Origin of the sequence: Mycobacterium sp. IS-3022, assembly GCF_001500065.1 — a bacterium.
Classification (GTDB): domain Bacteria; phylum Actinomycetota; class Actinomycetes; order Mycobacteriales; family Mycobacteriaceae; genus Mycobacterium.
The window spans coordinates 37,994-50,771 of sequence record NZ_LQIN01000011.1; the positions used below are offsets into that span (position 1 = coordinate 37,994).

Annotated in this window: 9 protein-coding genes; 4 read left to right on the forward strand and 5 right to left on the reverse strand. The window is 66.8% G+C overall.

The genetic code is table 11. From position 1 onward, the window contains the following. Positions 1-269: 269 nt before the first annotated feature. On the forward strand, positions 270-683 hold the full coding sequence (locus AU188_RS09095) for an SRPBCC family protein (RefSeq protein ID WP_059163410.1): 414 nt from the start codon (positions 270-272) through the stop codon (positions 681-683). Here the strand turns inward: AU188_RS09095 and AU188_RS09100 are convergent. Beyond that, entirely contained in the window at positions 680-910 is a 231-nt protein-coding gene (locus AU188_RS09100; RefSeq protein WP_059163411.1) for a hypothetical protein, read from the reverse strand. The two genes, AU188_RS09095 and AU188_RS09100, sit on opposite strands and share 4 nt — an antisense overlap. Positions 911-997: 87 nt before the next feature. Between AU188_RS09100 and AU188_RS09105 the strand changes: the two genes are divergently transcribed. Next, the gene (locus AU188_RS09105; RefSeq protein WP_059163412.1) at positions 998-1,435 is read left to right on the forward strand and encodes a nitroreductase family deazaflavin-dependent oxidoreductase; all 438 of its coding nucleotides are present in this window, start codon (positions 998-1,000) and stop codon (positions 1,433-1,435) included. A 29-nt stretch (positions 1,436-1,464) separates the two neighbouring features. Next, positions 1,465-2,745, forward strand: coding sequence for a threonine ammonia-lyase IlvA (ilvA, locus tag AU188_RS09110; protein WP_059163413.1), 1,281 nt, complete (start codon positions 1,465-1,467; stop codon positions 2,743-2,745). A gap of 150 nt (positions 2,746-2,895) precedes the next feature. Here the strand turns inward: ilvA and treZ are convergent, their stop codons facing one another. The 4 genes from treZ to sucT are packed head-to-tail and all read right to left on the reverse strand — an operon-like array spanning position 2,896 to position 11,339. Next, positions 2,896-4,659, reverse strand: coding sequence for a malto-oligosyltrehalose trehalohydrolase (treZ, locus tag AU188_RS09115; protein WP_059163414.1), 1,764 nt, complete (start codon positions 4,657-4,659; stop codon positions 2,896-2,898). Then, positions 4,652-6,973, reverse strand: coding sequence for a malto-oligosyltrehalose synthase (gene treY, locus AU188_RS09120; RefSeq protein WP_059163451.1), 2,322 nt, complete (start codon positions 6,971-6,973; stop codon positions 4,652-4,654). Before treY ends, treZ begins: the two co-directional genes overlap by 8 nt. An 11-nt stretch (positions 6,974-6,984) precedes the next feature. Further along, positions 6,985-9,162 carry a glycogen debranching protein GlgX gene (glgX, locus tag AU188_RS09125; RefSeq protein WP_059163452.1) on the reverse strand — a complete coding sequence of 726 codons (2,178 nt, stop codon included), beginning with the start codon at positions 9,160-9,162 and terminating at the stop codon, positions 6,985-6,987. Beyond that, on the reverse strand, positions 9,162-11,339 hold the full coding sequence (gene sucT, locus AU188_RS09130) for an acetyltransferase SucT (RefSeq protein ID WP_059163415.1): 2,178 nt from the start codon (positions 11,337-11,339) through the stop codon (positions 9,162-9,164). Before sucT ends, glgX begins: the two co-directional genes overlap by 1 nt. Positions 11,340-11,371: 32 nt before the next feature. On the opposite strand from sucT, the gene AU188_RS09135 reads away from it, so the two are divergent. Continuing rightward, complete coding sequence (locus tag AU188_RS09135) at positions 11,372-12,667, forward strand: adenosylmethionine--8-amino-7-oxononanoate transaminase (protein ID WP_172799446.1); 1,296 nt, start codon at positions 11,372-11,374, stop codon at positions 12,665-12,667. Positions 12,668-12,778 lie beyond the last annotated feature (111 nt).

The window sequence follows — 12,778 nt, forward strand, 5'->3', positions numbered from 1 at the left end:
TCGTCAACAAGGTTGGCGCCGGGCAAGATTGCTCCGTCACCTCTGTCCAGACGGTGCGTACGCCTCAGCCGCCGACGCCCCGGGGCAGGACGATGGGGGGCAACCCCCAGATTGGTAACCCCTTTCAACAGCACCCGCCCACTGTGCATGTCGGGGTGAAGTGCAGCTGACCGGATTCTTGTTTTGCCGTCGAGTGTGGGCTTGTTTCACGCCGAGGGAAGAAAAGTGTGCATTGATCCAACAGTCGGCGCATAATCGACCGTGAACATATGGAGTCGCGACACGTAAGTATTTGGATCAACGGCACGCCGGAAGCGGTCTACGAGTTCGCCGCGGACCCTCGGACGTGGCCGCGGTGGGCTGCGGGACTCGCAGAGGGCGGCCTTCGCCAGACGGCGCAGGGCTGGGTGGCCGACTCGCCGATGGGTGAGGTGACCGTGGAGTTCGCCCCGCCGAACGAGTTCGGCGTGCTCGACCACGTCGTACACCTGCCGACCGGGGAAGCGGTCTACAACCCGATGCGGGTGCAACCCGGCGGTGTCCCGACGGACGCGGACGGACCTCGCTGCGAGGTGGTGTTCACTGTGCGCCGCCGTCCGGGGATGACCGACGAGGAATTCGACGCCGACGTCTCGGCGGTGGCCGCAGATCTGGCGACGCTGAGGAAGTTGGTCGAAGATTAGAGCCGGCTGGAGCAGAGCGCGCTGAACACCAGCCAGGTGACCGTGCCGACCGCCGCGCCTGCGAGCACTGCGGTGGCCGCGGTAGTGGTCGCCACACCGACCACCAGCGCCACCGCCGCGCCCAGCACGAGGGCGATGAGTTTGTACGCCGGCCACGGCACTCCGGCAACGTTCACCTCGCTCCCGGCGCGGGCGGCCGTGGAGCGGAAGTCACCGGCGGTAGTCATGGAACCACGATAGCTCGTAATCAATGTTTCGGCCAACCGAAACACTGGATCAGGCCACCGGATTTTCAGCCGGTCTAAGCTGGTGAGATGCCGCTTTCCGGAGATTATGAACCGAGCCCGTGGGATTGGGTGCGCGACCACGCCGACACGATCATGGAGTCGGGCAGCACCGACGGCGTAGAGATGAAGGGCAAACCCATCATCCTGCTGACCACGATCGGGGCGAAGACGGGCAAGATCCGCAAGACGCCGTTGATGCGTGTCGAACACGACGGCCAGTACGCGGTGGTGGCGTCGCTGGGTGGTGCTCCGAAAAACCCGGTCTGGTACCACAACATCAAGGCTCATCCTCGCGTGGAGTTGCAGGACGGCGCGGTGACCAGGGAATACGAAGCGCGCGAGGTCACCGGTGACGAGAAGGCGCTCTGGTGGGAGCGTGCCGTCGACGCCTGGCCCGACTACGCCGAGTATCAGCAGAAGACCGAACGCCAGATTCCGGTGTTCGTGCTGACCCCGATTAACTGAAAACCGCAGGTTGGTGGCACCATTGACCGGTGTCCGCTGAACTGAGCCAGAGCCGGAGAATGTCGCCGCTGTCCGCGACCGACGTCGATGAGGCTGCTCAGCGAATTTCGGGCGTGGTGCTGCGCAGCCCACTGCAGATCAGCGACCGGCTCTCGGACGCCACCGGTGCGACCGTGTATCTGAAGCGCGAGGATCTGCAGCCGGTGCGGTCGTACAAGTTGCGCGGCGCGCACAACCTGTTGATGCAGTTGTCCGCCGATGAACTGGCCGCCGGCGTGGTGTGCTCGTCGGCTGGTAACCACGCGCAGGGCTTCGCGATGGCCTGTCGGTCCATGGCTGTCCGCGGCCGCGTGTATGTGCCCCGCAAGACGCCGAAGCAGAAGCTCGACCGCATTCGGTTCCACGGCCGCGAGTTCATCGAGTTGATCGTCGTCGGCAGGACGTACGACGAGGCCGCGGCCGCCGCGTTGGCGGACGTCGCCCGCACAGGTGCGACGTTGGTGCCGCCCTACGACGACGTGCGCACGATGGCCGGTCAGGGGACGATCGCCGCCGAGATCCTCGACCAACTCGACGGGGAGCCGGATCTGGTGGTCGTTCCGGTCGGCGGCGGCGGATGCATCTCGGGTATCACCGCTTATCTGGCCGAGCGGACGAGTCGCACCTCCGTGCTCGGCGTGGAACCGGCGGGCGCGGCGGCGATGATCGCGGCGCTGGCCGCCGGCGAACCCGTCACGTTGGATCATGTCGATCAGTTCGTCGACGGCGCGGCGGTGAACCGTGCCGGGGCGCTGCCGTACGCGGCGCTGGCGGCGGCGGGCGACATGGTCTCGATGACCACGGTTGACGAGGGCGCGGTGTGCACGGCAATGCTCGATCTGTACCAGAACGAGGGCATCATCGCCGAGCCCGCGGGCGCGTTGTCGGTGGCGGCGTTGATGGAGACCGACATCGAGCCGGATTCGACTGTGGTGTGCGTGATCTCGGGCGGCAACAACGACGTGTCGCGGTACGGCGAGGTGCTCGAACGCTCGCTGGTGCACCTCGGACTCAAGCACTACTTCCTCGTGGACTTCCCGCAGGAGCCCGGGGCGCTGCGCCGCTTCCTGGACCAGGTTCTCGGCCCGAACGACGACATCACATTGTTCGAGTACGTCAAGCGCAACAACCGCGAGACCGGAGAGGCGCTGGTCGGTATCGAGCTCGGGTCGGCTGCGGACTTCGAGGGGCTGCTCGAGCGGATGCACGCCTCGGAGATCCACGTCGAGGCGCTGGAGCCGGACTCGCCGGCCTACCGCTACCTGCTCTGAGTGGGGGGCGAGGCGACGGCGACGCCCAGTCGGCTGGCGGCGTCGGCCAGCCGCCGGTTGTAGGTGACGAGCGCGCGTAGTTCGGGTGTCGTCAGCGCGGCCGCGAGGTGGATCGCGTCGACAGTACGCGAAACACAGGTTTTGGGCTGATCAGTTATCCACAGGCGCCGCGGCTGTGGATGAGGACTTGACGACGGCGAACGAATGGCCCTCGAGCCGTGTGCTTTCGGCCTCGACCGCGGGATCACCCCAGGCCAACACCACCTCGCCGGTGACGGGAACGTCGACGGACCCGGCGCCCAGGTTGCAGGCAATGGCATGCGCGCCGCGGTGCATCACGATCCAGCGTGCGTCTTCGTCGTAGTCGACCCGCAGGTTCTCCAACCAGGGGTCGGCAAAATCGATCTCATTGTGCCGCAACGCGATCAGCTCGCGGTACACCCGCCGCAGCCGAGCGTGGTCACCGTCGTCGATTTCATCCCAATTCAGCTTCGAGCGCAGAAACGTTTCGGGGTCCTGCGGGTCGGGGATCTCGTCGGCATCCCAGCCGTGCTCGGCGAACTCGCGCTTGCGGCCTTCGGCGGTGGCCCGTGCCAGTTCCGGTTCCGGATGTGAGCTGAAGAACTGGAACGGCGACGACGAGCCCCACTCCTCGCCCATGAAAAGCATTGCTGTATAGGGTGATCCGAGTGCCAGCGCCGCCTTGACGGCCAATTGGCCGGACGTCAGGTTCTGCGAAGGGCGGTCGCCCGTCGCACGGTTGCCCACCTGGTCGTGGGTGAGGGTGTAGGCCAGCAGACGGGTGGCCGGAATCGTGGCGGTGTCCAGCGGTCGGCCGTGCCTGCGGTGCCGGAACGACGAGTACGTGCCCGCGTGGTAGTAGCCGTGTTTCAGCGTGGTGGCCAGCGCCTCCAGCGTGCCGAAATCGTGGTAGTAGCCCTGCCGTTCACCCGAGACCGCGGAGTGGATCGCGTGGTGGATGTCGTCGTCCCACTGCGCGGTCATTCCGAGGCCCCCTTGATCGCGCGGCGTGATGAGCCGCGGATCATTGAGGTCGCTCTCGGCGATCAGCGACAGCGGTCGGCCCAACTTTGCTGCGAGAGCATCGGTTTCGGCCGACAGCTCTTCGAGGATGTGAATCGCCGTCGTGTCCACGAGCGCGTGCACCGCGTCCAGACGCAGGCCGTCGGCGTGGAAGTCGCGCATCCAACGCAGCGCGCAGTCGATGATGTAACGCCGCACCTCGTCGGCGCCGGCGTCGGCGATGTTGATGGATTCTCCCCACGGATTGCTGCCCGAGGACAGGTACGGCCCAAACCGCGGCAGATAGTTGCCCGACGGGCCCAGGTGGTTGAACACCGCGTCGATCAGAACGCCAAGCCCGCGCCGATGGCAGGCGTTGACCAGCCGTACCAGTGCGTCGGGCCCGCCGTAGGGTTCGTGCACCGCATACCAGAGCACCCCGTCGTAACCCCAGCCGTGGGTGCCGCCGAACGCGTTCACCGGCATCAGCTCGACGAAGTCGACGCCGAGATCGACCAGGTAGTCCAGCTTTTCGATCGCGGAGTCGAACGTTCCCTCCGGCGTGAAGGTGCCGATGTGTAGTTCGTAGATCACCTGGCCCTCGATCGAGCGGCCCGGCCACTCGTCGTCGGTCCACGCGTCGGGCGCCGGCTGCCACAGTTGGGATCGGGCGTGCACGCCGTCGGGCTGGCGCGGCGAGCGGGGATCGGGAAGCACGGTCGGGTCCTGGACATCAAGCTGGTCGAGCACGAAGCCGTAGCGCGCGTCGGGCTTGGCGTCGACCGCGGCGCGCCACCACCCGCCGCCGGAGCGGGCCATGTCGTGCAGTGTTCCATCGACGTCCAGCCGTACCCGCTGCGGCAGCGGCGCCCACACACTGAACTCAGCCATCGGCGCGCTCCAGCAGTGCGACCGGTAGCTCGATGAACAACTCCGCGGCCTGTACTCGGCCGCTGTGCCGACGGCCGCTGATCCGGTCGGTCCACTCACCCGGCGGCAAGGCCAACGAGGTGTCGCTCCAACCGGTTTCGGACAGCCGAACCGAATGCCGGGTGACCGCGGTCAGCACCTCATCACCGCGCCGGAACGCCAAGAGATGCTCGGCCGCGGCGCCGTCGGCCAGCATCGGGGTGTAGCCGCCACCGCAGAAGGTGGTCGGCCGGTCCCGTCGCACCGCAAGCGCCGCCGCAACGACCCGCAGCTTCGGATGGCGCATCGCGCTCAGCGCATCACGGCGTGCCGCGTAGTCGACGGGCCGGCGGTTGTCCGGATCGACGAGGCTGTCCTCCCACAGTTCGGTGCCCTGATAGATGTCGGGAACACCGGGCACGGTGAGCGCCAGCAGCTTCTGGCCGAGCGCGTCACTACGGGCATGCAGGTCCAGCCGGGCCACCAGCGACGTCATCTCGGCGGCGACGGGGCCGTCGAGCACGGCGTCGAGCCATGCATGCACCGCTGTCTCGAAGTCGTCGTCCGGGTCGTTCCAGGTGGTGTGCACCGCGGCCTCACGGATCGCCTTCTCGGCGTACGCATGTATCCGCCGGCGTAGCTCGTCGGTGATTTCACCATCGACGGGCCACACGCCGAAAATGTTCTGCCACAGGAAAAGCCCGGTGCCCGCGTCCGGCGGCGGGGCGGTCAAGGTCCACTTGCCGATGAGCTCCGCCCACAGCGACGGCACCTGCGAGAGCAGCCCGATGCGCGCGCGCACGTCCTCGCCGCGCTTGGTGTCGTGGGTGGTCAGCGCGACCATGGCGGTCGGCCACATCCGGGCGCGCACCGCGGCTCGCTGGTGGAACTCCGCGACGCTGACGCCGAAGCGGTGCGGTTCGGCACCCACCTCGTTGAGCGAGACGAGCCGCGCGTCACGGTAGAACAGGCAGTCCTCCATCGATTTCGCCGTCCCCGCGCCGCACAGCTGCTGCAAACGCACCTCGGTTTCCGCGCTCACCGCCAGCGCAGCCGCGATCACCGCCAGCGGCCGTGCCAGATCCGGTTCCGCCGAAGCCGTTTCGGCGAGCGCACAGGGCAGCACACCGGACAACGACCGGTAGTCGGATCGGTAGACCGCGATGCGGCTGAGCAGTGCCGCAATCGCGGTCGGCAGATCGTCGTGGTCGGTGTCGGTGGCGCCGACGATGGTGCGGCGCAGCCGGGCCAGCTCACTGCGCAGGGTGTCGGTCACCGCATGGGCCTTGAGGGTTCGCGCCAGGTCCGGCATCGCGCGGTACGACACACCGGTGGAGTCGAACAGGTCGGTCAGGGCTTGCTCGCCCGCAGGATCGACGAACACTCCGCCGATCTCCCGCATCGCGTCATATCCGGTGGTGCCGTCGACGGGAAGGGTCGGTTCCAGCGGCTCGTCGGCGGCGAGGATCTTCTCGATCACGATCCAGGCATCCGGCCCGGTGAGCTCACGCAGCCACGCGAGATAGCCGGCCGGGTTCGACAGGCCGTCGGGGTGGTCGATGCGGATCCCGTCGACCAGCCCCTCGTCGAGCCAGCGCTTCACCTCGGCGTGGGTGGCGTCGAAGACGGCACGGTCCTCCTGGCGCAGGCCGGCCAGCGATGTGATCGAGAAGAACCGGCGGTAGCCGCAGATCCCGGACAATCCCCCCGTCGCTTCGCTCGCCCCGGCGCGCCAGCCGACCAGGTGGTAATGCTGGCGGTCGTGCACCTGCGGGCCGGTGCCGCCACCGGTGCCCGGGGCGATCGGATAGACGAGGTCGCCGAGGCGCAGCACCGGTTCGTCGCCGCTGTCGTCGACCACGAGATCGCTTGCGTCGTCGTCGGAGCCCAGCACAGGCAGTACGACGCGCCCACCATCGAGATCCCAGTCGATGTCGAAGAAGGAGGAGAACGACGAATCCCGGCCGTGCTTGAGCACGTCCCACCACCACGGGTTCTGTCGCGGTTTCTCCACCCCCACGTGGTTGGGCACGATGTCAATGATCAAGCCGATGTCTCGATCCCGAGCCGCTCGCGACAACCGCGAAAACCCTTCTGCGCCACCGAGTTCGGCGGACACCGTGGTCGGGTCGGTGACGTCGTAGCCGTGCGTGGAGCCCGTTGCGGCGGTGAGGATCGGCGACAGGTACAGGTGCGACACTCCCAGCGCCGAAAAGTAGTCGAGCAAGTTCTCGGCGTCGGCGAAAGTAAAGGCGTCACCGCGCATTTGGAGGCGGTATGTCGACGTTACCGGCATGATCGAGAAACTCACGCCGTCTTACGCATCACCAGCAGCGAGCGCGGGGGCAGCGCGATCTTCTCGCCGGCCTTCGCGACCAAGTCGGTGAATCCCGTGTCGTCGGCGGTGTCCAGCGCCGCGGTCCACTCGTTGGCGTAGCTGCTCGTCGGGGTGATGAAGTCCTGCGGCTGGTCGTGGGCGTTGAAGCACAACAGGAACGAGTCGTCGACGACCCGTTCACCGCGTTCGTTCGGGGCCGAGATGGCGTCGCCGTTCAAGAACACCGCGACACACTTGCCCAGACCGGTGCCCCAGTCCTCGAGCGTCATCTCCTCGCCGGCCGGGGTCAGCCAGGCGATGTCGCGGACCTGGTCACCGCTGCGGATCGGTTTACCCTCGAAGAACCGTCGCCTGCGGAACACCGGATGTTCCCTGCGCAACTTGGTGACCTTGCGGGTGAACTCGAGCAGGTCGGCGTTCGTCTCGCACAAGGACCAGTCCACCCAGGAGATCTCGGAGTCCTGGCAGTAGACGTTGTTGTTACCCCGCTGGCTGCGGCCGATCTCGTCGCCGTGCGAGATCATCGGCGTGCCCTGCGACACCATCAGGGTGCCCATGATGTTGCGCATCTGCTTGCCGCGCAGCGCGAGAATGTCCGGATCGTCGGTGGGCCCCTCGACACCGCAGTTCCACGACCGGTTGTGGCTCTCGCCGTCGCGGTTGTCCTCGCCGTTGGCCTCGTTGTGCTTCTCGTTGTAGGACACCAGGTCATTCAGCGTGAAGCCGTCGTGGCATGTGACGAAGTTGATGCTCGCCGATGGCCGGCGACCCGTCGCTTCGTAGAGGTCGGAGGAACCGGTCAGCCGCGATGCGAACTCGCCCAGGGTTGCGGGCTCTCCCCGCCAGTAGTCACGCACAGTGTCGCGGTACTTCCCGTTCCACTCCGTCCACAAACCTGGGAAGTTGCCGACCTGGTAACCGCCTTCGCCGACGTCCCACGGTTCGGCGATCAGCTTCACCTGGCTGACGACTGGATCCTGTTGCACCAGGTCGAAAAACGCACTCAAGCGGTCGACGTCGTAGAACTCGCGGGCCAGCGTGGCCGCCAAATCGAAGCGGAACCCGTCGACGTGCATCTCGGTCACCCAGTAACGCAGCGAGTCCATGATGAGTTGCAGGGTGTGCGGGTGGCGGGCGTTGAGGCTGTTGCCGGTGCCGGTGAAGTCCTTGTACAGGCGTAGGTCGCCGTCCAGCAGCCGGTAGTACGCGGCGTTGTCGATGCCGCGGAAATTCAGCGTCGGGCCGAGGTGGTTGCCCTCGGCGGTGTGGTTGTAGACCACGTCGAGGATGACCTCGATCCCGGCCTCGTGGAACGACCTGACCATGGTCTTGAACTCGGCGACCGCACCACCCGCGTTCTTGGTGGCCGCGTATTCGTAGTGCGGCGCGAAGAAGCCGAAAGTGTTGTAGCCCCAGTAATTTCGCAGTCCGAGGTCGACCAACCGGTGATCGTGCAGAAACTGGTGCACCGGCATCAACTCGATCGCCGTCACGTTCAACGACTTGAGGTGGTCGATGATCGCCGGGTGTCCGAGTCCCGCGTAGGTGCCGCGCAGCTCCTCGGGAATGCCCGGGTGCCGCTGTGTCATGCCTTTGACGTGGGCCTCGTAGATGACCGTCTCGTGGTACGGCGTACGCGGCGGGCGGTCGGACGCCCAGTCGAAGTACGGATTGATGACGACGCTGGTCATGGTGTGGCCCAGCGAGTCGATGCGTGGTGGGGTGCCGCCCGAGGCGAGATCGTCGGCGTTCAGGTCGTAGGAGAACAGCGCCTGGGAGAAATCGAAGTCGCCGTGGAATGACTTGCCGTACGGGTCGAGCAGCAGCTTGCTCGAATCGCATCGGTGACCGGCCGCCGGGTGCCATGGGCCGTGCACGCGAAAGCCGTAGCGTTGGCCGGGCGTGACCGTCGGCAGATAGCAGTGCCAGACGTAGCCGTCGACCTCCTCGAGGTTGACCCGCTCCTCGCGGCCGTCCTTACCGATGAGGCACAGCTCCACCCGGTCGGCGACCTCGGAGAAGAGCGAGAAGTTGGTGCCCGCGCCGTCGTAGGTGGCGCCGAGGGGATAGGAGGTTCCCGGCCAGACGGTAGGCACCGAACCCCCTCGTGCTCCTCGTCGGCGGGACGCCGGCTCGCCGGAGGTCATCAGCCAGCCCACCAACCGGTGACGGCGGCGATCTGGCGGCCCAGCTCCGGGGCCATTGTGCGCATGTACGTCTTCGAGATGTGGTGAGCGTCGTGGTACAGCAACACGTTTCCCTCCACCGCCCGGCAGATGTCCTTGCGGCACACCGCATTACTCATGTCGAGTGGCTTGAGCAACGGGAACCGCTCGACGAAATCGAGTGTGGGATTGTGCTCCGACAGTACGTCGGATCGTTTTGTTCCGCAGGAGATGGCGTCGCCACCGTCGGCAAGACAGTCGGCGGCGAAGAACGGCTCGCCGTTGCGAACCAGCCACGGCGTGTCGCGCATGGCGAGGATCGGAATGTTGTTGTCGGACAACTCCTGCCAGATGCCGATATACGTGCCCGGCATCACATCGCCGGCTCTGATGTTCCACGGCCGTGTCGAGGTGGTGAAGACGTAGTCGGGCCGGTCGGCGACCAGCTCGGCCATCACGCGCTCGTTCCACTCATGGCACTTGGGGTAGGGACGGTTGTCGCCCATCACCAGCGGAACCTTCTCCGTCGTCAGCGGGCACCCCATCTTCAGATAGGTGACCACCTTGAAGTGATGCCTCTTGCCCAGGAGGTCCAGCGCGGTGATCCAGTGCTCGGCGTGCGAACCGCCCGCCAGTGCAATTGTGCGCCTGGCGTTCTTGTCGCCGTATGCGCAGTTGATCACGTTTACGTTGTCGAAGTCGCTGATGCAACCGTCTTCGGTGGTCTGCGGCAGGTCGTTCTTGGCCTCGAGCACCGTCGGGCGCATCGGCAGTTTCGGCACCTTCGCCTTCGCCAGCAGCGCCGCGGCGCCCGGATAATCCTCTGCCGAAAGGCCAAGGAGCTCTTCGCCGTTCGTGCGCTGGATGAGCACATGCTCGCGCCAGCTGAACGATGTCACGGTCAGCGCCACACCCAACAACGCGACCACGGAGCCCAGCACCACCGTCGGCCTGCGACGCCGGCTCCTCGACTGCGCAACGGCGGGTGAAGCTGCCGTGGACCGGTATCGCAGCGGGTTCTCGACGTACTTGGTGGTGAGCCACGCCAACATTCCGGAAACCAGCAGCACCACCGCGCCCTCGACGAAGGTCGCGCGGCTGTGTCCGCTGTAGGACAGCCAGAAGATCAGCAGCGGCCAGTGCCAGAGGTACAGCGAGTACGCCATCGCGCCCAGCGACACGAACGGCGCCGTCGCCAGCAGGCGGTTGGGTAGCGGCATCCGCCCCGCGGTGTGCGGATCGGCCACCCGGTTCGCCGCGGACAGGATGAACAGCATGGTGGCGCCGACCGGAACCAGCGTCCACGGGCCGGGGAACTCCTTGACGCCGTCGATCAACGCGCCGCACGCCAGGATCGCCGCCAGCGCGACGACCGCGGCCGTCGTCCGCAGCCACATCGGCCAGCGCAGGTGCGATACGAGCGCGCCGACCAGGGCGCCGAGCAGCAACTCCCAGGCTCTGGCGAAGCTGTTGTAGTACGCGGTGGCCTGGTCGGCGTTGTGCGCGAAGATCGCGTAGACGAACGACGCCACGGTCAGCACGCCGAGCAACGTCAGGAATGCCGGCCGCATGTGCCGACGAAAGACCCGCCGAAACAGCAAGGCGGACAGGAAGATCAGGGCGAGAAATGCGATGTAGAACTGGCCCTGCACCGACATCGACCAGATGTGCTGCAGCGGGCTGACCGCCTCACCTGCCCGCAGATAATTCGATGCGGAGTTGGCCAGCTCCCAGTTTTGGAAGTAGCCGAGGCTGGCCAGGCTCTGATCCGCGAACGTCTCCCAGCGGGTCTGCGGCTGGATCAGGATGGTCAGCACCGCCGAAGCCGCCAGCACCACCACCAACGCGGGCAACAGCCGGCGGATCAGCCGGGTCACCTCCGGGACGGGCCACAGCGAGGCGCCCGGCGTCATCGCGGTGCGCAGCAGTCGCCCCCCGAAGAAGAACCCCGACAGCGCAAGGAACACATCGACTCCGCCGGAAACGCGGCCGAACCACACGTGGAAGACGGCGACGAGCGCGATCGCGATGCCGCGCAGCCCGTCGAGATCGTGCCGGTATGCCGACGATGCGCGGGCACCGCTCGAAGCTTTCCCGGCACGCGACGAGGGGCCCGGGTAAGCGACGGGCGCCGGCCGGGGAGGGGCGAGGGTCATCATGGTCGACGGATAATCTACCGAAGGTGCCAGCCATGACGCCCGCCGAGATCAGCGCGGTCGACGCCGCCCACGTCTGGCATCCCTACAGCACGATCGGCGCAGAAGCGCTGGCTCCGGTGGTCGCGGTGGGTGCTCGCGGGGCATGGCTGACACTGCACCACGACGGTCGCGAGCTGCAGGTTCTCGACGCGATGGCGTCGTGGTGGACCGCGATACACGGGCACGGCCATCCCGTGCTCGACGCGGCGATCACGGGTCAAGTCGAAACCATGAATCACGTCATGTTCGGCGGGTTGACGCACGAACCGGCCGCGCGGCTCGCGCAGTTGCTCGTCGAGGTCACCCCCGAGGGGCTGGACACCGTGTTCTTCAGCGATTCGGGCTCGGTCTCGGTGGAAGTGGCCGTCAAGATGGCGCTGCAGTACTGGCGCAGCCTGGGCAGGGGCGGCAAGCACCGGCTGATGACGTGGCGCGGCGGCTACCACGGCGACACATTCACCCCGATGAGCGTGTGCGACCCGGACGGCGGGATGCATGAGCTGTGGACCAAGGAACCTTCAGTGCTGGCCCGCCAGGTGTTCGCACCGCCGGTGCCGCGCGATTACGACGCCGCCTATGTTTCGGCGTTCGAGAACCAGTTGGCCGACCACGCCGACGAACTGGCCGCGGTGATCGTCGAGCCGGTGGTGCAGGGCGCGGGCGGGATGCGGTTCCACGACCCGCGTTACCTCGCCGATCTGCGCGACATCTGCTCCCGCCACGACGTACTGCTGATCTTCGACGAGATCGCGACCGGGTTCGGCCGCACCGGCGAACTCTTCGCCGCCGACCACGCAGCCGTCAGCCCGGACATCATGTGCGTCGGCAAGGCGCTCACCGGCGGCTACATCACGCTGGCCGCGACCCTGTGCTCGCGCGAGATCGCCGACACCATCAGCACACACGAGCCCGGCGCGCTGATGCACGGACCGACGTTCATGGCCAACGCGCTGGCGTGCGCGGTCGGCGTGGCCTCGGTCGAGGTGCTGCTCGGGCAGGACTGGCGGTCGTCGGTGCGGCGAATTTCGCAAGGTCTTCGTGACGGGCTGTCGGGTGCCGCGGCGCTGCCGGGCGTGGCCGATGTGCGGGTGCTCGGCGCGATCGGGGTGATCGAGATGGAGCGCCCGGTGGACCTGCGGGTGGCCACGCCCGCGGCGCTCGAGCACGGCATCTGGCTGCGGCCGTTCCGCAATCTCGTCTACGCGATGCCGCCGTATATCTGCACACCCGCCGAGATCGACCAGATCAGCTCTGGCATGGTCGCGGTCGCCCGTGCCTTGACGGGTTGATCGCACGCGCGGGTGGTGGATGTGATCAACCCGTTGAAGGGCTGAGTGCCGCAACCGCATTTGTGCAGGCGCGCGGCGGTGTCTTAACCTGAACACCGTTCAAGTCCGTGA

Coding starts and splice junctions, on each gene's coding strand:
- AU188_RS09100 (WP_059163411.1), bottom strand. CDS start 910: ATGACTACCGCCGGTGACTTCCGCTCCACGGCCGCCCGCGCCGGGAGC.
- AU188_RS09135 (WP_172799446.1), top strand. CDS start 11,372: ATGACGCCCGCCGAGATCAGCGCGGTCGACGCCGCCCACGTCTGGCAT.
- glgX (WP_059163452.1), bottom strand. CDS start 9,162: ATGACCTCCGGCGAGCCGGCGTCCCGCCGACGAGGAGCACGAGGGGGT.
- treZ (WP_059163414.1), bottom strand. CDS start 4,659: ATGGCTGAGTTCAGTGTGTGGGCGCCGCTGCCGCAGCGGGTACGGCTG.
- AU188_RS09095 (WP_059163410.1), top strand. CDS start 270: ATGGAGTCGCGACACGTAAGTATTTGGATCAACGGCACGCCGGAAGCG.
- AU188_RS09105 (WP_059163412.1), top strand. CDS start 998: ATGCCGCTTTCCGGAGATTATGAACCGAGCCCGTGGGATTGGGTGCGC.
- treY (WP_059163451.1), bottom strand. CDS start 6,973: ATGCCGGTAACGTCGACATACCGCCTCCAAATGCGCGGTGACGCCTTT.
- sucT (WP_059163415.1), bottom strand. CDS start 11,339: ATGATGACCCTCGCCCCTCCCCGGCCGGCGCCCGTCGCTTACCCGGGC.